We start from the raw sequence: 19,130 nt of genomic DNA on the forward strand, positions 1-19,130 counted from the left end.
GCACCAACACACCAGCGCATACAACAAGCAGCACTCATGGCAAACATTCTCGTGGTCGATGACGAGCTGGGCATCAGGGACCTGCTCTTCGAAATTCTCAATGACGAAGGCCACAACGTCGAACTCGCGGAGAACGCGGCCGAGGCACGTGCCGCGCGTCAGCGTGCGCGTCCCGATCTCGTGCTGCTCGACATCTGGATGCCCGACACCGATGGCGTGACCTTGCTCAAGGAGTGGTCCACCGCGGGTCTGCTCACGATGCCCGTCATCATGATGAGCGGCCACGCCACCATCGACACCGCCGTCGATGCCACGCGCATCGGTGCCTTCGCGTTTCTCGAAAAGCCCATCACGCTGCAGAAGCTGCTGAAGGCCGTCGAGCAGGGACTCGCGCGCGAGAGCGCACGCCGCGCCGCGGCCGGTGTCGTGCCCACGCCCACCGGCCATGGCCAGCCGAGCGCCATCACCACCACCGGCGACAGCCTGCTGATGGCGTCGCTCGCATCGGTGCCCGTGCCCGACCAGGGCCCGCAGTCCACGCAGAGCTTCGATCTCGATCGTCCGCTGCGCGATGCGCGAGACGGTTTCGAGAAGGCCTACTTCGAGTTCCACCTCGCGATGGAGAACGGTTCGATGACCCGCGTGGCCGAAAAGACCGGCCTCGAGCGCACCCATCTGTATCGAAAGCTCAAACAACTTGGTGTGGATCTTTCGCGAGGCCGCAGAAGCGCTGTATAATCGCAGGCTCCACACTGCAACACAGTGGTTGAACAGGCTCCAAAGCCGGTTTTCCTCCAGTGAATCGGTGAGGTGCCATACCAGGCCCGGTAGCTCAGTTGGTAGAGCAGCGGATTGAAAATCCGCGTGTCGGTGGTTCGATTCCGCCCCAGGCCACCAAATTGCAAGGCGCTGCAACTTTTCGAGTTGCAGCGCCTTTTGCTTTCTATCGGTCTTGGGTGGGATTCGCTGGTTTCGCTACAGCCAACAAGAGCCTGTCTCAGCGAGAAATATTCCTATTGCCTCTCACGTGTGCGGCCTGTAGATTCGCTATCTTGTCTGTGGATAACCCTGTGGACAGCCAGTTTGTAAGTTATACCGGTCGATGTCGAGGAGATGCCATGAACCCTTCCCGTGGATGCCACCATGACGGCTGATCTCCAGGTCGAGTTTCAGACGTACTGCGCCAAGTTGCCGGAGATGCTCGTTGGTCACGATGGCCACTATGTTGTGATTCGAGGTTCGCAGCCGGTTCATTTCTCGCTCACCTACGAGGATGCGTTGAACTGGGCTTATGAGAGGTTTGGTCTCGATCGCTTCTTCGTCAAGAAGGTGACGGAAGACCGGGCAACTGCACATTTCACTCGCGATTTGGGCTAGTGTCGGCGATCAGAGGCAAGTTCGGACCGCGAGGTCCTATCGTCGATGTGCGCATCGGCGTGAGCGAGCCACAGCAAAAATGGATGAAGTCTCGGGGACTCGAGATTCCGCCCTCCATCACAGTGCAACTGCTGATCGATACCGGGGCCGACACCACAACCATCGCGGAGATTCACATGCGATCTCTTGGCATCCAGGCAAGCGGCGTGGCTCCCGTTCGCACGATCACTACGGATGTCATTGGCGCCGACTGCTATACCTATGGCGCCAGTCTTCGAATAGAGGCTCCTCTGTTCGGAGACAAGCCGCATGAAATCCGAGCACTCGAGGTACTTGGGAGGGAGTTCCATAACGAAGGCATTGACGGACTGCTGGGCCGCGATGTCCTGAGCACCCTCGTGCTCACCATCGATGGGCCAAGGCGTCAGTTTGTTCTCCAATGGGCTTGAAGGCCTTGCGCGCTGGCACTGGCCAGGGAGCAACTTCTCTCATGCTGGTTCGAATTACAGCGCGCCAGAGGTGAGGACTGCTGACTCCGATGACGGTGCGGTGTTCCGAGGGAGGCTCTGGCGATATTCGAGTGCTTCGGGGATGTCCTGGAACTCGAGAAGCTCTCCCGCGAGTTGGAGAAGGTGCTCCTTCGCCACGGTGGCGGACACGTGGAAGAACTCTCGACGCCTGTTGATCACGTTCACTCGTTGAGCGGCCAGGCGGGTATGCATTGCTGTTTCGATACCAACTGCATCCTTCGAGAAGAAAAGCGCGTGGACATCAAAGTTGAAAGGTACTGAAGCGTCGCTGAGTTCTCGTATCCGATCCATCGGATCGAGGCGACGCGTCATGCCGATTTTCACCATCGCCTCCCCAAAGGAGCCGATGTTCGAAATCACGTACACGTAGCCCGCGCGAATGTTTGCCTCCCGGTAGTCGACGTCGCTCAACGCACGATCGACGTCTTGCAGTTGCTCACGGATCCGTGCCGCAGCCTCATCGTCGCCCTTGGCGACCAAAGCTTTGAGCGCATTCTCGAAGTGCTGACGTTCCTTGGTCAGGCGCTCTCGTTCTTTTTCCAGTTCTTCCTGCGCCTTGCGCTCCTCGCGCAAACGCTCGCGCTGTTCACGCTCGGCTTCCTTTTCCTCAGCTTGCTTTTGGAGAAAGTCGGCAGTGAGGCGAAGTTCCTGCACCCGCAGTTTGATAAATGGCTCTGATATCCGAATACTCATCGTCTTGCCCAGCCGCTCGATCGTTTGCGCCACCTTGAGCAGACGCTCCACAGCTGCATCCAACTTGTAGGGCTTCAGACCGCGTACCAATGTATCGGCCTCCGCGTTGAAGGCTCGCAACATCAGCTTGGAGAAGTCGCTCACCATGGCGCGACCTTTGGCGGCTGAGTTATCCACGGTCCAAGTGGTCGACGCCAGAACGGCGCCGCCATCCTTCTTGGCCATTTCTTTGACCTGACTCTCAATCCTCTCCAGTTCTGCTCGATACGCTACGGCATCGCTCAGCGGGTGGTGGTAGCGATAGATTCCAGCTTCCTGCAGGAGCGCAACATCCTCTGTTGCGACGATCGATCGGCGAACTTCTTCCACTCGTTGCAAAAGCAACTGGAGGGTCATCTTTGCCTCCTCCTTTTCCACGGTGAGCCTTTTCTCCTGCGAGGCGAGGGCCTCGCGAGCGGCGGCGGCCTTCTCCTCCAGTTCCATCAGCGTGAAGGCTCCTAGGCGACTCAATTGGTGTCTGGCTTCGGCCAGTTTCGCTCGAAGGTCTTGAACCTCCTTGAGTTGCTCTTGCGCAAACTTGCGCGCTCCAAAAAAAGGAATTTTGGGAGGGGTGTTGCTCATGGGGGAGGGGTCAAGGTTGCTCATATCGGTTGGCCATAGCCATCGGCGAAGGGCGGAAGCAAACCAGTGCAATGTAGAGCCCACGCTGCGCTCCGTACACGGTGAAGACCATGTGAGCCAGCATGTCCCGAGCGCACGCAAACGTCCGTCGCTGTGGCAAGTCGGGAGCGGGGAAATCGGAAAGCGAGGGTTTACGCGTCTCGGCGGCGATCTATTTGCAAGACCTCTACCATCAATGTCTACAAGACGCTGCCGCTATCAAGGTTGTAGCGCCCTTTGCTTCACTCCGTCGCTCAGCGATAGGCCACGAGCAGCAGCAGAATCAGCGTGATCCCCGCCGCGAGCATGCCGGCCTTCAGCAGCCTGCCGCCCAGCCCCTGGTGCGGAAGAAACTGCCGATCCGCGAGCGAGCGCAGGTCGAGGGCATCGGGGTCGAAGCGCGCCAGGCCGACGCGGCGCCGGGCCTCGGTCTCGAGCAGATGGGCCGTGCCCCTGGCGTGCAGCTCGCCCTCGAGCGCGCGTTTGCGCCAGACGCGTGCCTGCTCCTCGAGCTCGCGGTCTGACAGTCCCTCTACGTTTCGCATGCCTGGATTTTGCCTACGGAATTCGGTTGGCGTTGTCGCGCGCGCATTTGCGTCAAAAAGGCCGGTGGAACGCGGGCCGAAAAAAAGCCCGCACGAGGCGGGCCGAATGGTCCGTACTCGCATGGGACCAGGGAGGAAGCCCACCCGAGGGAGGAGGAGAGGTGGGCGGATGGATTCTGGCGATCGATCTGGGAGACATCTTGTCGATGCGGGGCCGGTCGAACTTTCATGGGCGTGACCGATACTGCCGCGCCGCCCCATGAACCCGCAGCAGCAATCCGACCCAGGCCCTTCCGTCGATGAAGGCCACGACACTGCCCGCGCACGCGGCTCGGTGCTCGAAGTCTTTCTCGCCTTCCTCCAGCTCGGCCTGACTTCCTTCGGCGGCCCGGTGGCCCATCTGGGCTACTTCCGCTCGGCCTTCGTCGAGCGCCGCGGCTGGCTCGACGACAGGAGCTACTCGGACCTGGTGGCGCTGTGCCAGTTCCTGCCCGGGCCCGCGAGCAGCCAGGTGGGCATCGCGCTCGGGCTGGGGCGCGCGGGCTGGGGCGGGGCGATCGCGGCGTGGATCGGGTTCACGCTGCCATCGGCCGTGGCGCTCGTGCTGTTCGCGGTCGGCGTCACGCAGTGGTCCGCGCTCTCGCAGTCGGGCGCCGTGCATGGGCTGAAGGTGGTCGCGGTGGCCGTGGTCGCGCAGGCGGTCTGGGGCATGGGCAGGACCTTGTGTCCCGATCGCTTGCGCGCGGGCGTCGCGATCGTCGCGGCGCTGCTGGTGCTCGCGGTGCCTTCGGCATGGGGGCAGATCGCGGCCATCGTCGCGGGTGGCGCGGTGGGGCGATGGGCGCTGCAACTGGGCCCTCTGCCCGCGGCGCGGCATCGCGATTACGGCGTGGGCAAGACGACCGGCGCCGTGCTGCTCGGGGTGTTCGTCGTGCTGCTCGTGGCGCTGCCCTTCGTGGCCGCCGCATGGCACTCGCGAGGGCTTGCCGTCGTTGCCGACTTCTACCGGGCCGGAGCTCTGGTGTTCGGCGGCGGGCACGTCGTGCTCCCTCTGCTGCAGGCCGGGGTGGTGCCGAGCGGGCTGGTGTCGAACGATGTCTTTCTCGCGGGCTACGGCGCCGCGCAGGCGGTGCCGGGCCCCTTGTTCACCTTCGCCGCATTCCTCGGCGCCGTCATGCCCGGCCCCTTCGGCGGCTGGCTCGGTGGACTGGCCTTGCTGCTCGCGATCTTCCTGCCCGCGTTCCTGCTGGTGGCGGGTGCGCTGCCGTTCTGGGAGACGCTGCGCCAGCGCGATGGCGTGCAGCGCGCGATGGCCGGCGTCAACGCGGCCGTGGTCGGCGTGCTGGTGGCCGCGCTCTACGACCCGGTGTGGATCAGCGCCATCCACACGCGCGCCGATTTCGGGTTGGCGCTCGCGGCCTTCGGGCTGCTGGTCTATGCGCGCATGTCGCCGGTGCTGGTGGTCGTGCTGGCGGCCGTCGCCGGCGGGCTGATGGCGCTTTGAATCAGGCGCCTACCAGCGCGAGCGTCGCTTCGTCGCGCACCCCGCCGTAGTACCGCCCCAGCACTTCGCCGAAGACCGGCTCGCCGCGTGCCGCGATCTCGAACAGCGTCATGCACGAGCACAGCTTCAGGTCGTCGGGCGAGCCGAAGATCTGATGCGCGCTCTTGCCCCGCACGTCGAGCACGAGCTGCGTGCACTGCCGCAGTCGCTGCGAAAGCACCGGATGCGCCCAATAGGCCGCCGCTTCATCGACACTCTCGAGCCCGAAGAAGCGCGCGGTCGAACTGCGCCCCAGTGCCGCGAGCTGCGGGAACACGAACCAGATCCAGTGGCTGCGCTTGCGCCCCGCGGCGAGCTCGGCACAGACCTCGGCGTACACCGGGTCCTGCGCGCTCACGAAGCGTTCGAGGTCCCACGGGGTCGATGTCATCTCGAGGTCCTTGGTGGATGCGGCGCGTGCATGCCCGCATCAGACGCAAGCCCGGCGCGCGCGTCAAGCCCGCGCGCCGGATGCCCCGTTCAGGACTTGATGAACGCGAGCAGGTCCGCGTTGAAGCGATCCTTGTGCGTGTCGGTCAGGCCGTGCGGCGCGCCGGGATAGACGATCAGCTTGTTGTTCTTCACGAGCTTGGCCGAGGCCAGGCCGGCGGCGCCGATCGGCACGATCTGGTCGTCGTCGCCGTGCACGATCAGCGTGGGCACGTCGAACTTCTTCAGGTCCTCGGTGAAGTCGGTTTCCGAGAAGGCCTTGATCGAGTCGTAGGTGTTCTTGTGGCCCCCTTGCATGCCCTGCGCCCACCACGAATCGATCAGGCCCTGCGAGGGCTTGGCACCGGGCCGGTTGAAGCCGAAGAAGGGACCCGAGGGCACGTCCTTGTAGAACTGCGAGCGGTTCGCGAGCTGCGCCGCGCGCAGGCCGTCGAACACCTCGATCGGCAGGCCACCGGGGTTGGCGGCCGTCTTGAGCATCAGCGGCGGCACGGCCGAGATCAGCGCGGCCTTGGCCACGCGCTTCGTGCCATGGCGGCCGATGTAGCGCGCGACTTCGCCGCCACCGGTCGAGAAGCCGACCAGCACCACGTTCTTCAGGTCCAGCGTCTCGATGACGGTGGCGAGGTCGTCGGCATAGGTGTCCATGTCATTGCCGTTCCACGGCTGGCTCGAGCGGCCATGGCCGCGGCGGTCGTGCGCCACGGCGCGGAAGCCCTGCGAGGCGAGGAACAGCATCTGCGATTCCCAGCTGTCGGAATTCAGCGGCCAGCCATGGCTGAAGACCACGGGCTGCCCGCTGCCCCAGTCCTTGAAGTAGAGCTGCGTGCCGTCCTTGGTGACGATGGTGTTGCCCGAGCTGCGCTGGCCCTTGGCCGCGCGCGCGGGCGCGGCCTCGGCGTTGCGCGCGAGGCCCGCGCCGACGAGGGCACCGGTCGCGAGCGTGGCGGCGCTGCCGGTCAGCAGGCTGCGGCGCGTGGTGGAAGAAGAGGTGGTCTGGTTCGAGGACATGGTGATTTCCTTTGGCTGGAGGGGAGGGAACGGGTGGACGGGAGAACTAGCGTATGAATGAATATCGTATGCGATATAAATGCCTTAAAAAAAGGCAGCCGGCAACGACTGCCTCGCGAGGGAGTGAAGTGGTCATGCGTTCCTGTCGAGGCTGGCGCGCAGCGTCTGCAGTTGTTCGCGCAGGCCGTCGATCTCGTCGCCCGACAGCTCCATCGCCTGCGCGACGCAGGCCGGGATGGCCTTGGCCTTGGTACGCAGCGCGCGCCCTTCGGCCGTGAGCGACACGATGACCTGGCGCTCGTCGAGCGCCGAGCGTGCCCGCACGATGAGCCCGCGGGCCTCGAGCCGCTTGAGCAGGGGCGTGAGCGTGGTGGTCTCGAGCGAGAGGCGGGTGCAGATCTCGGACACGTTGAGGCCGTCGCGCTCCCACAGCACCAGCATCACGAGGTACTGCAGGTAGGTGAGATCGAGATCGCGCAGCAGGCCGCGGTAGACCTTGTTGAGGCTCAACATGGTCGAGTAGACGGAGAAGCACAGCTGCTCGTCCAGCGTGAGCCGGTCGGCACTGGGGGCGACAGGCTGGACGGAGGAAGCTTTCTTGGCTGGCATGGGCCGAATATTAGATCGCATACGATTCAATTGCAAGCGGTTTATTCGGCGAGGTGCGATGCGGTCCACGAACAGGCACGCCCGCCTGCGACGGCGCCGCGCGCCTTTCTCCTACGGCATCGCGCCATTCGGCCGCTATCTTGAAGCTTCGCGGCGCAGGCCTTTGGCCTCCTTCGAGCCAGGCGGATCCTCGATCCGCCCGCCGGCGCCATTCCCCGATCCCAGCCTTTGCATCCATCATGAAGACTTCTCGCACCCTCTGGCCCCTGGGCCTCGCCGCCGCGCTCGCGCTCGGCGCCTGTTCCACCGGCACGCCCAAGGTCTCGGCCGTCGACAACCAGGCCGAGCCCACCGTGCTGCTCGTGCCGCTGCGCGTCGAGGACCCGGCCCACGGCTCCGGCTGCTGGGCCCAGTTCTATTCGAAGCGCGACTTCCAGGGCGACGTCGTGACCCTGGTCGGCCCCGCCACCCTGCAGAGCCTCGACAAGGGCACGGCGCGGCAACTGCAGCGCGACATCGACAGCGTGACCGTGGGCCCGCGCGCCACGCTCGAGGTCTACCAGCATGCGATGTTCCGCGACCGCACCGTGAGCTTCCCGGCCAACAGCCGCGAAGGCGGACTCGTCAGCCGGCTCGGCTTCGGCGGGCGCATCGAGGCGATGAAGCTCAACTGCAAGTAGTTGCCACGCGGCCCCCAAAAAAAGAGCCCGGCTGACCGGGCTCTTTTTCATGTCGATCGCGGCTCAGCGTTGCGCGCGTTCCGCATTCCGCAGGTCGCGGATCTGGTCATGGTTGCGCTGCGCCCCGCGTGCCTGCGTCGCGACGATCTCGCGCACGCCGGCCGGCAGCATCTGCTTGAGCGCCTTGCGGTAGCGCGCCACGGCCGTGTCCTCGCCGCGCTCGCATTCCTCGAGGATCGACAGCTTGCTTGTTGGCGCCGACCGCGCCCTTCACATGCACCCAGCCGCGATGCATGGCGCCGCTGGCCGTGCCGCCCGCGGCCGGCTGGCCGCCATAGGACTCCACGACGCGCACCAACTGCGCCGCCGCATCGGCGCATTCGACGGCGCGCGCCGCGAACACGCGCTTGAGTTGCGCGTCATCGACCTCCTCGGCGCAGACACGGAAGCCGTATTCGCCGTCGCGGCTGGTTTCGAGCAGGTCATTGATCACGTCGACCACGTCGTCGTTGGCCAGCGGAATTCCATCCACCGCGGGAATCGCGCTGTCCTCGTCGCTGTAGTAGAGACGGTCGGCCCGCTCCCACGCGGCCTGCGACGCGGGCCGGGCGCGCGTCCAGTCGAGCGTCGAAGCACCGCGGCGCGCTTCCCATTCGCGCGCGAGCGAGGGCTCGACGGACGCGAACTCGTCATGGCCCGCGGCACGTCCGCTCCAGCCCAGTTCGTAGGCCGGTGCGTAGTCGTCGAAGCTGCGGCCGGCCTCGTAGTAAGGCTCGCGTTCGTAGGCCGAGGCCCAGTGCTCGCGTTCCACGCTCGGGTTCACGCGTTCGGCGACGGCCTTGCCGCCCATGCCGCCGAGCACGGCACCCGCGATCAGGCCGGCCGCCGCGCCCGCGGGGCCGCCGACCGCGCCGACCGCCGCGCCCGCGAGCGCGCCACCGGTGGCGCCGACGCCGGTGCCCACCGGGTGCGAGCCGGGCTCGCCGGTGATCGGGTCGCGGTGCAGGTTGTTGTTCGTGTCGAGCAGATGCTTTTCCTTGGCCATGTCTGACTCCTTTCGGTGAGTAAGGTCGGTGGATGAAGTGGGGAAAGAAACTTCATCCTGGGACCGCACCGGCCGCGCATCGTCGGTGCGCCGCCTGCATCGCTGTAGGCGGTGGCGCGCGCCGCTCAGACGCGTCCGGTCGCGCGCGACGTGGCCGGGGGCTGCGCCGCCGGCGAACCCATCGACCTGCTCTCGCAGAAGCTCAGGAACTCGTTGATCTCTTCGGACTTGTCGAACACCGCGTCGGCGCCGAGCTGCAGGCACTGTGCGCGGTTCGCACGCGTGGCCGCGTTGGTCAGCGCGATCACCGTGCGGCCGTTCTTCATCGGCGCGAGCCACGACAACACGCCCAGGCCGGTGCCCTGCTGCAGGAACAGGTCCACCACCGCGAGCCGCCAGGCATCGTCGTGCGCCTGCAGCCACGAGATCGCCTCGGTCTCGCTGTGGGCCGAGCCCACCACCTCGGCACCGAGGAAGCCGCCGAGCACCACGCGCAGGCTGTCCTGCACCAGCGGCTCGTCCTCCACCATGAAGATGGAGAGCGGGCCGCGCGGCGGGCGCGCGCGGCGGGTCGTGGCGGATGCGGTGGGCATGGCAAAGGGGCGTGGAGCGGTGTGCTGGCACTGTGGGGCCACGCCGCCGCCCCACGAGGCGCCCTTCGTCGCGACAGCGCGTAGGACCGCGCCGCCGTGCGCGGCTCAGTCGCCCGGCGCGCCGCGCCACAGCGCGGCCCATGGCAGGCGTGCGAACAGCAGCGCGAGATCGACCTCGCTGCCCGATTCGACCGGCGCATCGGTCAGCAGCTCGGTGAAGTCCGCGCCCGCATCGGCCGCGCCTTCATCGGACAGCCACACCCGCGTGCCGCGCCAGGCCTCGCCCACCGGCAACTCCGGCGCGGCCTCGTCCGCCATGCCGCCGCACAGCCCCGCGAAGAAGCGCGCGGCCACCACCACCAGCGTGCGTCCCTCGTGGCGCCGCTCGAACGCGACCACGTGCCGCGCGAGCGGTCCTTCGACGCGCAACCCGCGGTAGTCGGCGTCGCGGAAGAACGCATCCTGCGCGCGGCGCAGCGCCAGCAGTCGCCAGGCGAACCAGAGCTTGGCGCGGCCGTCGTGCGGCGCGCGCGCGAACGCGCCCACGCTCTCGGCGGAGCGCGCGCCCGCCGCGCGCTGCTCGAAGTCCTCGAGCAGGTCTTCGCGGCACGCATAGTCCACGGCCCGCCGGTTGTCGGGGTCCACGAGCGTCAGCGGCATCAGCTCGGTGCCCTGGTAGACGTCGGGCACGCCGGGCGAGGCGAACTTCAGCAGCGTCAGCGAGAGGCTGTTCCAGGCCCCGAACAGCGCGATGCGCGACGCGAAGGCCCGCAGGTCCGTCCACCACGCGGCCGGCTGCGCCGCATCGAGCGTCAGTTCCACGAAGCGCCGCAGCGCATCCTCGTAGCCCGCGTCGGGCCGGGTCCACGCGGTGCGCAGCTTGGCTTCGCGCGCGGCCTTGTGCATGTACTGCACGATGCGCTCGCTGTAGTCGGCCAGCGCCTCGCCCGAGAGCCCTTCGGCTGGCAGCGTGCCGACCAGCGTCTGGCACAGCAGGTAGAGGTCGGCGCCCGAGGGCGCATCGACCGGCGCGCCCTCGGCGGCCATGCGCTCTCGCAGCGGCTGCTGCAGCCGGCGCCAGCGCATCAGCGCGGCGCGCCATTCGCGCGGGATCTCCGACAGCACGTCGATGCGCGTGCGCACGTCCTCCGAGCGCTTGTTGTCGTGCGTCGAGGTCGCGAGCATGGTGTGCGGCCAGCGCGCGGCGCGGTCGGCGCTCGCCGCGTGGAAGTCCTCCACGTCGACGCCGAACACGTCGGGATCGCCGCCCACCTCGTTGAGCGCGACGAGCGGAAAGTAGCGGTAGAAGGCCGTGTCCTCCACGCCCTTGGCCGCCACCGGCGCGCTGAACTGCTGGAAGCGCACCGCGAAGCGCCGCACCCGGTCGCGCAGCGCGGGGCCGGCCGTGGGCACGGCCTCGCCGCTCAGGGTCTGGCGCAGGAACTCGTAGACCGAGATGTCGCCGTCGCCGAAGTGCCGCTCGGCCGCGGCCACCGCTTCGTCGATGAAGCGGCGGTCCTGCGCCGAGGGCACGTCGACGATGTAGCTGCGGTAGACCGGCAGGCAGGCCACCACCGCCGCGAGCGCGCGGCGCAGCGTGTTGAGCGTGTGGTCGCGCGTGTCGCGGTCGGCGCGCGCGATGCGCAGCAGCGCGTTCGACAGCACCGAGAGCTCCGAGGCCAGCGCATGGCGCATCACGGCCGCCTTGCCGTCGCGCACATGGGCCTCGAAATGCGCGGGCGATCCGGTGAAGCGATGCCACAGCACCGCGAAGCGCCCGGCGGCGGCGGTGTCGATCAGCACGCCGTTGGCCACGTTCGCGAAGCGGTAGCCGGTGGTGCCGTGCACGTGCCAGTCCTCGGGCACCTCCTCGCCGCGCGCCACGATCTTCTCGGCCACCACGTACAGCGGCCGCGCCGGGCGGCCCCGCGCATCGTTGCCGGCCAGCGGCAGGCCGGCGCGGCGCGCATAGCCTTCCTGCAACTGGCGGAAGTAGCGCGCCGGATCGTGCAGGCCGTCGGGGTGGTCGATGCGCAGCCCGTCGACGATGCCCTGCGCCGCGAGGTCCAGCGCCAGCGACTGCGTGGCCTCGAACACCTCGTCGCGCTCCATGCGCAGCGCCGCGAGGTCGTTGATGTCGAAGAAGCGCCGGTAGTTGATCTCGTCGGCCGCCACGCGCCAGTAGGTCAGGCGCCAGTGCTGGGCCTCGATCAGCGCATGCAGCGCATCGCGCGCGCCGCCGTCGTTGAAGGCTGCCGTGGCTTGCGCCAGCGCCTGCGCCACCTCGGCATGCGCGTCGGCGAGTTCGCCCAGCCGCGCCTTCAGCAGCGCATGCTCGCGCGAGCGCGCCTCGCGCACGGCCGAATCGGCCGCGGGCGCATCGTCGGCGCTGGCATCGTGCACCGGCCATTGCGCCCAGGCCTCGGCCAGCGCCAGCAGCCGCGCGCGCGGTCCTTCCGCGAGCTGTTCGGCGGCGCGCGCCAGCACCGTGGCATGGCTGCGCGGCGCGATCGGGAAACGATGCTCGTAGTAGCGCAGCGCGAAGCCGGCCTCGCCGCGCGCCGTGCCCTCACCGCGCTCGAAGTGCAGCACCAGCGCTCCCTCGGCGAGCGCCTCGCCATAGGGCACGCCGAGCACCGGCAGCAGCACCTTGCCGCGCAGTTCCGGGTTCAGCGGCTCCCAGTCGATGTCGAAGTGCTGCGCATAGACCGAGGCCGGCCCGTGCTCGAGCACGTCCATCCACCAGCCGTTGTCGGCGCCGAACACGCCCATGTGGTTGGGCACCATGTCGAGCAGCAGCCCCAGGCCCTGCGCATGCAAGGTGCGCGTGAAGCGCTCGAAGCCCTCGGCCCCGCCGAGCTCGGGATTGATCTGGTCGTGCGCGACCACGTCGTAGCCGTGCATGCTGCCGGCGCGCGCGCGCTGGATCGGCGAGCAGTAGACATGGCTGATGCCCAGCCGCGCGAGGTAGGGCACGATCGCCGCTGCGGCATCGAAGCCGAAGTCGCGGTGCAGCTGCAGCCGGTAGGTGGCGCGCGGAATGCGCGCCGCTGGCACGCGCTGGCCGGTGTCCTGCGTGGGGCTCGCACGCGGCCGTTCGACGGCCAGCCGCGCCGCCACCGCGCGCACCGTCTCGCGCGTGGCCAGGGTCTCGAGCTCGGCCTCCAGCTTGCGCCGCCAGTTGGGCTGCAGCTCGTCGGTGGTGCCCGGCAGGTTCGCCTGGTCGAGCGTGCCCAGCAGGTCCTCGGGCTGCACCATCGCCAGCGTGCAGGGCGTGGCGCCGATGTAGGCATGCACGGCGGCCGTCAGCGTGGCATCGGGGTGCGTGGCCGTGGCGGCCGCGGCCATCTGCTCGGCCGACAGCAGGCCCTGCCGGTGCAGCGCGCGCAGGAGGCCCACGCGCTGTGCCGCGCGGTCGGCCTGCTGCTTTTCGAACAGCTCCTGCGAGGGGAACAGCCCGAGCTGCGCGCGCAGCCGCAGGTCGTGGCCCGACCACCAGCCGGCCAGGGTCGCGAGGTCGTGCGTGCCGAAGGTCGCGAGCGCCGCGCCCGGGTAGTCGGCGGGCGGCAGGAACTCGCTGCCGCGCGTCTCGAAGACGAGCACGCGGTACGACAGCACGTCGGCCCGGGCCAGCGCCTCGCGCACGCGCGGCGCCACCGTGCCCAGGTCCTCGCCGATCACCATGCAGCGGTGGCGATGGCTCTCGAGCGTGAGGATCGCGAGCATCTCCTCGAGCGGGTACTGCACGTAGGCGCCGTCGCGCGGCGAGCTGCCTTCTGGAATCCAGAACAGCCGCATCAGCCCCATCACGTGGTCGATGCGCAGCGCGCCGCCATGGCGCATGTTGGCGCGCAGCGTGTCGGCGAACAGCCGGTAGCCGCTCGTGCGCAAGCGGTCGGCACGCAGCGGCGGCAGGCCCCAGCCCTGACCCTGGGGATTGAACTCGTCGGGCGGCGCGCCCACGCTCGCGCCGAGCGCGAACACCGACTGGCCGCCCCAGGCGTCCGAGCCCGCGCGGTCGACCGAGATCGCGAGGTCGAGGTACAGGCCCACGCGCATGCCGAGCGCGCGGCAGCGCGCCCCGGCTTCCGCCAGCTGCATCGAGGCCAGCCACTGCAGGTACTGGTGGAAGTGCAGCTCGCTCGCATGCGTGCGCTCGAACTGCGCCACCGCCTCCGAGGCCGGGTCGCGGTAGGCCTCGGGCCAGCCGGTCCAGCCATGCACCGAGGCGTCGGCGGCATGGAAATGCGCCTGCAGCGCCTCGAACAGCGCATGGCGGTGCAGCGCCTCGCCGCGGTCGGCCACGAAGGAGCGGAAGATGCGCGCGCGGTCGCTGCCGGGCTCGGTGTCGGGGCCCAGGTGCGCGCTTTCGAAGTGGGCGAACAGGCAGCGCAGCACCTCGTGCTTGGCCTGCGCCACGCCCGCGCGGTCGACCAGCGGCGCGGCGCGCAGTGCCTTGAGCCGGGTCTGGAACGCGGGCTCGGCGACCATGCGCCGCGCCTCCTCGCATTCGGCGAAGTCGGGTACCGCTTCCACCGCGATGTAGAGCGCGTCGATCTGTTGCCGCGTCGAGGGGCTGTAGGGGCTCGCATGCAGCGGGTTGTGGGCGAACAGCGCATGCAGCGGATTGAGGCCGATCGCATCCACGCCCAGCGGCGCCATGCGCGCGGCCAGCTCCGAGAGATCGCCGAAGTCGCCGATGCCCCAGTTGCGCCGCGAGCGCAGCGCCGGCAGCTGCACCGCGAGGCCCCAGGCGCGGCCGCCGCCCTCGGGCGCGAGCGAGGGCGGGCGGTAGCAGCGCCCCGGTGTCGCGATCAGCAGGGTCTCGCCCTCGGCGCCCTCGATCGACAGGCGGTGGTAGCCGGGCTGCAGCTCGACGTCGAAGCTCAGCGTGCCATCGGCCTCGATCCGCGCATCGCCCGTGCTGGGCTCGCCGTATTCGTCGCGCAGGTGCCAAAGGTGACGGCCATCGGCCGAAGGTGGCAGGACGGCAGGATCGAGCGCCAGCGACCACGGCGCCTGCTCGGCGCGCACCACGTGCACCGCGGGCAGCACGGCACCGGCCTCGGGCGGCACCGCGGCCGGCGTGTCGTCGTCCTCGCCGCGCCAGGCCACGCCGAAGGCCGACAACAGCGCGCGCAGGGTGGCGCGCGGCGCCTGGTGCTCATGGCCGAAGACGTCGTGGTAGCGGGTGTCGATGCCGAAGCGCGCGCACAGCGCCTCGATCGTGGGGGGCTCGCGGGATTCACTCGACATCGGACACCTGCAGGCTCAGATGCACCGCGCCGCGCGCGAGGCGCAGCCGTTGCGGATGTTCGTCGGGTGCGCTCGCGGCATCCACCGCCTCGCCGAGCGCGCCGACCGAATGCAGCGTCTCGCCCGGCGGCGCGTCGACCGCATGTTGATGCTCGCCGAAGCAGGCCAGCAGGTGCAGCACCGCGCCGTCCGACAGCGTCCAGCGCACGCGCAGCAGGTCGTCCTCGACGTCGTAGTCGCCGCCGTGCTGGCGGCCGCCGAAGTGCGGCACCAGCCGCTCGCGGCGCAGCTGCAGCAGCTGCCGCACGCCCTCGAGGTTCTCGCGATGCGGCGAGCGCTCGCGCTCGCTCCAGTCGAGCTTGGCGAGCGCGAAGCTCTCGGGCGCGTTGCAGTCGGGGATCGCCGCGCGCGCGGCCTCGTCGGCGAAGGCGGCGAAGCGGCCGAACTCGTCGCGCCGGCCCTGCGACACCGCGGCCGCGAGCTCGGGCCCGAAGTCGCAGAAGTAGGGGAAGGGCGTGGCGGCCGCGTACTCCTCGCCCATGAACAGCATTGGCGTGTGCGGCGACAGCAGCAGGCAGGCGCGCGCGGCGCGCACCAGCACGGGGTCGGCCAGCGCGTCGATGCGTTCGCCGAAGGCGCGGTTGCCGACCTGGTCGTGCGTCTGCAGGTAGGACACGAAGGCGCCCGAGGGCAGGTTGGCGCTCGGCTCGCCGCGCGTCTCGCCCTCGCGGAACACCGAGGCCTGGCCCTGGTAGACGAAGCCCTCGGCCAGCGCGCGCGCGAACAGCTCGAGCGGCCGCTGCGCATAGTCGGCGTAGTAGCCGTCGCGCTCGCCGGTCAGCAGCACGTGCGCCGCATGGTGCAGGTCGTCGTTCCATTGCGCGGTGGCGATGCGCGGACGGCCCTGCGCGTCGCGCTCGAGCAGGTGCGCGAGGTTGCGGTCTTCCTCGAGCACCACGTGCACTTCGCGCGTGCGGCCCGGGCCTTCGCGCAGCGCATCGCAGATGGCCTGCACGATGCCCACCGGCGAGTCGTCGCGGATCGCATGCACCGCGTCCATGCGCAGGCCGTCGGCATGGAACTCCTCGACCCAGTAGAGCGCGTTGTGGATGAAGAAGTCGCGCACGGTCGCGCTGCCGGGCCCGTCGTAGTTGATCGCGGCGCCCCAGGGCGTGCGGTGCGCGTCGTTGAAGAACTGCGGGCAGCAGGCGTGCAGGTAGTTGCCTTCGGGCCCGAAGTGGTTGTAGACCACGTCGACCAGCACCATCATGCCGAGCGCGTGGGCCTCGTCGATCAGCGCCTTGAGCGCCTCGGGCCGGCCGTAGATGGCATCGGGCGCGAAGGGCAGCACGCCGTCGTAGCCCCAGCCGCGCCGGCCCGGGAAGTCCGCCAGCGGCATCAGCTCGATGGCCGTGATGCCGAGCGCCGCGAGCTCGGGCAGCCGCGCGCGCGTGGCGTCGAACGTGCCCTCGGGCGTGAAGCTGCCCACGTGCAGTTCGTAGATCACGGCCTCGGACCAGGGCCGGCCGCGCCAGCCGCCGTCGCGCCAGGCGTAGGCGGCCGGATCGATCACCTCGCTCGGGCCGTGCACGTCGTCGGGGTTGAAGCGCGAGGCCGGGTCGGGCACCTGCAGACCGTCGGGCATGCGGAAGCGGTAGCGGTCGCCGGCGCGCGCCTGCGCGAGCCGCAGCCGGTGCCAGCCCTCGGCATCGCGCGCCATGGCATGCGACTCGGCGCCGAGCTCGAGCTGCACCTGCGGCGCATCGGGCGCCCAGAAGCGGAAGTCGACGCCGCCGGCGGGATTCGGCAAGGCGCCGAAGGGCATCGCGTGTAGGCGCGGCTGCGTGAAGATGGCATCGTTCATTCGGAAGCTCCCGTGTTCTCTCGGCCCAGCAGCACCAGCGAGCGGCTCGGCAGCGCATAGGTGGCGCCCTCCAGCTTGCCTGCCTCGCCGGCGCCATCGTCCTTCGTGGTGTCGAGCAGCACGCGCCAGGGTGCCGCGCTCGGCGGCAGCTGGAACGGGATCGCGTCGTGGTGCGCGTTGAGCAGCAGCAGGAAGTCGTCGTCGCGCAGCGTCTCGCCGCGCGGCCCGCGGTCGGGCAGGGCACTGCCCGAGACCAGCGCCGCGAGGCAGCGCACGTGGTCGGTGTTCCAGTCCTCGGAGCTCATCTCGTCGCCGTCGGGGCGCAGCCAGCAGATGTCCTTGGCCGACTGCCCCTCGGGCACGCGGCCCTCGAAGAAGCTGCGGCGGCGGAATGCCGGGTGCCGACGCCGCAGCGCGATGGCGCGCTGCACGAAGCGCGTGAGCGCGCTGCGCTCGGGCGTGTCGCTCCAGTCGATCCAGCTCAGCGCGTTGTCCTGGCAGTAGGCGTTGTTGTTGCCGTTCTGGCTGTGGCCGCGCTCGTCGCCCGCCAGCAGCATCGGCACGCCCTGCGACAGCAGCAGGGTGGCCAGCAGGTTGCGCTTCTGCCGCGCGCGCAGCGCGTTCACCTCGGCATCGTCGGTCGGGCCCTCGGCGCCGCAGTTCCACGACACGTTGTGGTTGCTGCCGTCGCGGTTGTCCTCGCCGTTGGCCTCGTTGTGCTTGTCGTTGTAGGAGACCAGGTCCTCGAGGTTGAAGCCGTCGTGCGCGGTCACGAAGTTGATGCTCGCGAACGGCCGCTTGCCCGACCAGCCGTAGAGGTCCTGCGAGCCCGTGAGGCGCTGCGCCATCTCGCCGGTGACGCCCGCGTCGCCCTTCCAGAAGCCGCGCATGCCGTCGCGGTAGCGGTCGTTCCACTCGGCCCAGCCGAGCGGGAAGTTGCCGACCTGGTAGCCGCCATGGCCCAGATCCCAGGGCTCGGCGATCAGCTTCACGCGGCTCAGGGTCGGGTCCTGCCGGATCGCGTCGAAGAAGCCGCCGAGGTTCTCGACCCGGCCCGACTCGCGCGCCAGCGCCGAGGCCAGGTCGAAGCGGAAGCCGTCGACGTGCATCTCCTCGACCCAGTAGCGCAGCGAGTCCATCACCAGCTGCAGCGCGCGCGGATGCTCGAGGTTGACGGTGTTGCCGCAGCCCGTGAAGTCGTCGTAGTAGCGGCGCTGGTCGGCGTTGAGGATGTAGTAGGAGGCGTTGTCCACGCCGCGCATCGACAGCGTGGGCCCGAGCTGGTTGCCTTCGCAGCTGTGGTTGTAGACCACGTCGAGGATCACCTCGATGCCGGCCGAGTGCAGCGTCTTCACCAGTGTCTTGAATTCCTTCACCTTGCCCGAGGCGCTGTAGCGCATCTCGGGCGCGAAGTAGGTCAGCGTGTTGTAGCCCCAGTAGTTCTGCAGGCCGCGCTCGGCCAAGTGGCGGTCGTTGAGGAAGCCGTGCACCGGCAGCAGCTCGACCGTGGTCACGCCCAGGCGCCGCAGGTGGTCGATCACCGGTGCGCAGCCCAGGCCCGCGTAGGTGCCGCGCAGCTGCGGCGGCACCTCGGGATGCTGCATCGTGAAGCCGCGCACGTTCAGCTCGTAGATCACCATGTCCTGCCAGGGGATCGACGGCCGGCGGTCCTCGCCCCAGGTGAAGGCGGTCTCGAGCACGCGGCTCTTGGGCATCAGCGGCGCGCTGTCGCGGCGGTCGAAGGACAGGTCCTCGCGCCGGCCGCCCACGGTGTAGCCGTAGAGCGCGTCGCCCCAGCGCAGCGAGCCCACGAGGTCCTTGGCATAGGGGTCGACCAGCAGCTTGTGCGGATTGAATCGATGGCCCTCCTCGGGCTTGTAGGGGCCGTGCACGCGGTAGCCGTAGGCCAGGCCGGGGCGCGCCTCGGGCAGGTAGCAGTGCCACACGTCGTCGGTGCGGTCGCGCAGCTCGATGCGCTGCAGCTCGCGCCGGCCGCTCTCGTCGAACAGGCACAGCTCGACCTTGTGCGCATGCTGCGTGAACAGCGCGAAGTTCACGCCCTGGCCGTCCCAGGTCGCGCCGCGCGGATAGGGCTCGCCGGGCCAGACGGCGGAGATGGGGCTGTAGGTGGCCTTCTTCATGAATGGGTCAATGCGAGGAATCGGTCGGGGTCGGGAAACACGAAAAAGGTCGAAGTGCCGATGGCCGCGTTCAGCGCGGTGGCGGCCAGCGCTCGCCGCTGTCGTACGGGCCCGGCGCGTGGTCGCTGCGTGG

Annotated in this window: 15 protein-coding genes, 1 tRNA gene and 1 pseudogene; 6 read left to right on the forward strand and 11 right to left on the reverse strand. The window is 68.9% G+C overall.

Features of this window, described 5'->3' with window-relative positions:
- Nucleotides 1-36 precede the first annotated feature (36 nt).
- The 4 genes from AC07RM_RS38745 (at nucleotide 37) to AC07RM_RS38760 (ending at nucleotide 1,826) form a co-directional block, all read left to right on the forward strand.
- The gene (locus AC07RM_RS38745) at nucleotides 37-738 is read left to right on the forward strand and encodes a response regulator (protein ID WP_057596622.1); all 702 of its coding nucleotides are present in this window, start codon (nucleotides 37-39) and stop codon (nucleotides 736-738) included.
- An 83-nt stretch (nucleotides 739-821) separates the two neighbouring features.
- A tRNA-Phe gene (locus tag AC07RM_RS38750) sits at nucleotides 822-897 on the forward strand.
- Nucleotides 898-1,143: 246 nt separating this feature from the next.
- Nucleotides 1,144-1,377, forward strand: a complete 234-nt coding sequence (locus AC07RM_RS38755) for a hypothetical protein (protein WP_495337863.1) — start codon at nucleotides 1,144-1,146, stop codon at nucleotides 1,375-1,377.
- A 122-nt stretch (nucleotides 1,378-1,499) separates the two neighbouring features.
- Nucleotides 1,500-1,826, forward strand: coding sequence for a hypothetical protein (locus tag AC07RM_RS38760; protein ID WP_208513359.1), 327 nt, complete (start codon nucleotides 1,500-1,502; stop codon nucleotides 1,824-1,826).
- Between the two features lie 54 nt (nucleotides 1,827-1,880).
- Here the strand turns inward: AC07RM_RS38760 and AC07RM_RS38765 are convergent, their stop codons facing one another.
- Nucleotides 1,881-3,221 (reverse strand): SNIPE associated domain-containing protein, encoded by a 1,341-nt coding sequence (locus AC07RM_RS38765; protein WP_495337864.1) that lies wholly within the window; start codon nucleotides 3,219-3,221, stop codon nucleotides 1,881-1,883.
- A 293-nt stretch (nucleotides 3,222-3,514) separates the two neighbouring features.
- The gene (locus tag AC07RM_RS38770) at nucleotides 3,515-3,805 is read right to left on the reverse strand and encodes a hypothetical protein (protein WP_093353745.1); all 291 of its coding nucleotides are present in this window, start codon (nucleotides 3,803-3,805) and stop codon (nucleotides 3,515-3,517) included.
- A 259-nt stretch (nucleotides 3,806-4,064) separates the two neighbouring features.
- On the opposite strand from AC07RM_RS38770, the gene chrA reads away from it, so the two are divergent.
- The gene (chrA, locus tag AC07RM_RS38775) at nucleotides 4,065-5,309 is read left to right on the forward strand and encodes a chromate efflux transporter (protein WP_495337865.1); all 1,245 of its coding nucleotides are present in this window, start codon (nucleotides 4,065-4,067) and stop codon (nucleotides 5,307-5,309) included.
- Nucleotide 5,310: 1 nt separating this feature from the next.
- Here the strand turns inward: chrA and AC07RM_RS38780 are convergent, their stop codons facing one another.
- From AC07RM_RS38780 to AC07RM_RS38790, 3 genes are all read right to left on the reverse strand, one after another.
- On the reverse strand, nucleotides 5,311-5,739 hold the full coding sequence (locus AC07RM_RS38780; protein WP_495337866.1) for a DUF1810 domain-containing protein: 429 nt from the start codon (nucleotides 5,737-5,739) through the stop codon (nucleotides 5,311-5,313).
- Nucleotides 5,740-5,828: 89 nt separating this feature from the next.
- Nucleotides 5,829-6,809 carry an alpha/beta fold hydrolase gene (locus AC07RM_RS38785; RefSeq protein ID WP_495337867.1) on the reverse strand — a complete coding sequence of 327 codons (981 nt, stop codon included), beginning with the start codon at nucleotides 6,807-6,809 and terminating at the stop codon, nucleotides 5,829-5,831.
- 132 nt (nucleotides 6,810-6,941) lie between these two features.
- Nucleotides 6,942-7,418: a MarR family winged helix-turn-helix transcriptional regulator gene (locus AC07RM_RS38790; RefSeq protein WP_495337868.1), complete on the reverse strand. Its 477-nt coding sequence runs from the start codon at nucleotides 7,416-7,418 to the stop codon at nucleotides 6,942-6,944.
- A 239-nt stretch (nucleotides 7,419-7,657) separates the two neighbouring features.
- Here AC07RM_RS38790 and AC07RM_RS38795 point away from each other — a divergent pair, with 239 nt between their 5' ends.
- A complete protein-coding gene (locus tag AC07RM_RS38795) occupies nucleotides 7,658-8,098 on the forward strand; it encodes a beta/gamma crystallin domain-containing protein (RefSeq protein ID WP_398495765.1) in 441 nt (146 codons plus the stop codon).
- A gap of 63 nt (nucleotides 8,099-8,161) precedes the next feature.
- Here AC07RM_RS38795 and AC07RM_RS38800 read toward each other — a convergent pair whose 3' ends face one another.
- From AC07RM_RS38800 to glgX, 6 genes and pseudogenes are all read right to left on the reverse strand, one after another.
- Complete coding sequence (locus tag AC07RM_RS38800) at nucleotides 8,162-8,299, reverse strand: hypothetical protein (RefSeq protein ID WP_495337869.1); 138 nt, start codon at nucleotides 8,297-8,299, stop codon at nucleotides 8,162-8,164.
- 100 nt (nucleotides 8,300-8,399) lie between these two features.
- Nucleotides 8,400-9,143 (reverse strand): annotated as a pseudogene (locus AC07RM_RS38805) (PA2169 family four-helix-bundle protein); the annotation flags it as partial.
- Between the two features lie 125 nt (nucleotides 9,144-9,268).
- Entirely contained in the window at nucleotides 9,269-9,736 is a 468-nt protein-coding gene (locus AC07RM_RS38810) for a response regulator (RefSeq protein ID WP_495337871.1), read from the reverse strand.
- A gap of 105 nt (nucleotides 9,737-9,841) precedes the next feature.
- Nucleotides 9,842-14,992, reverse strand: coding sequence for a malto-oligosyltrehalose synthase (locus AC07RM_RS38815; RefSeq protein ID WP_495337873.1), 5,151 nt, complete (start codon nucleotides 14,990-14,992; stop codon nucleotides 9,842-9,844).
- Nucleotides 14,982-16,856 carry a malto-oligosyltrehalose trehalohydrolase gene (treZ, locus tag AC07RM_RS38820; RefSeq protein WP_495337875.1) on the reverse strand — a complete coding sequence of 625 codons (1,875 nt, stop codon included), beginning with the start codon at nucleotides 16,854-16,856 and terminating at the stop codon, nucleotides 14,982-14,984. The genes AC07RM_RS38815 and treZ overlap by 11 nt, the downstream gene beginning before the upstream one ends.
- A complete protein-coding gene (glgX, locus tag AC07RM_RS38825; protein ID WP_495337876.1) occupies nucleotides 16,853-18,997 on the reverse strand; it encodes a glycogen debranching protein GlgX in 2,145 nt (714 codons plus the stop codon). The genes treZ and glgX overlap by 4 nt, the downstream gene beginning before the upstream one ends.
- Nucleotides 18,998-19,130: the final 133 nt, after the last annotated feature.

The organism is Variovorax sp. GW821-FHT09B05 (genome assembly GCF_059418265.1).

What these genes read in the sequence shown, in the direction of transcription:
- AC07RM_RS38795 (WP_398495765.1), top strand. Translation starts at nt 7,658, where the DNA reads ATGAAGACTTCTCGCACCCTCTGGCCCCTGGGCCTCGCCGCCGCGCTC.
- AC07RM_RS38815 (WP_495337873.1), bottom strand. Translation starts at nt 14,992, where the DNA reads ATGTCGAGTGAATCCCGCGAGCCCCCCACGATCGAGGCGCTGTGCGCG.
- AC07RM_RS38765 (WP_495337864.1), bottom strand. Translation starts at nt 3,221, where the DNA reads ATGAGCAACACCCCTCCCAAAATTCCTTTTTTTGGAGCGCGCAAGTTT.
- glgX (WP_495337876.1), bottom strand. Translation starts at nt 18,997, where the DNA reads ATGAAGAAGGCCACCTACAGCCCCATCTCCGCCGTCTGGCCCGGCGAG.
- AC07RM_RS38785 (WP_495337867.1), bottom strand. Translation starts at nt 6,809, where the DNA reads ATGTCCTCGAACCAGACCACCTCTTCTTCCACCACGCGCCGCAGCCTG.
- treZ (WP_495337875.1), bottom strand. Translation starts at nt 16,856, where the DNA reads ATGAACGATGCCATCTTCACGCAGCCGCGCCTACACGCGATGCCCTTC.
- AC07RM_RS38755 (WP_495337863.1), top strand. Translation starts at nt 1,144, where the DNA reads ATGACGGCTGATCTCCAGGTCGAGTTTCAGACGTACTGCGCCAAGTTG.
- chrA (WP_495337865.1), top strand. Translation starts at nt 4,065, where the DNA reads ATGAACCCGCAGCAGCAATCCGACCCAGGCCCTTCCGTCGATGAAGGC.
- AC07RM_RS38810 (WP_495337871.1), bottom strand. Translation starts at nt 9,736, where the DNA reads ATGCCCACCGCATCCGCCACGACCCGCCGCGCGCGCCCGCCGCGCGGC.
- AC07RM_RS38780 (WP_495337866.1), bottom strand. Translation starts at nt 5,739, where the DNA reads ATGACATCGACCCCGTGGGACCTCGAACGCTTCGTGAGCGCGCAGGAC.
- AC07RM_RS38790 (WP_495337868.1), bottom strand. Translation starts at nt 7,418, where the DNA reads ATGCCAGCCAAGAAAGCTTCCTCCGTCCAGCCTGTCGCCCCCAGTGCC.
- AC07RM_RS38770 (WP_093353745.1), bottom strand. Translation starts at nt 3,805, where the DNA reads ATGCGAAACGTAGAGGGACTGTCAGACCGCGAGCTCGAGGAGCAGGCA.
- AC07RM_RS38745 (WP_057596622.1), top strand. Translation starts at nt 37, where the DNA reads ATGGCAAACATTCTCGTGGTCGATGACGAGCTGGGCATCAGGGACCTG.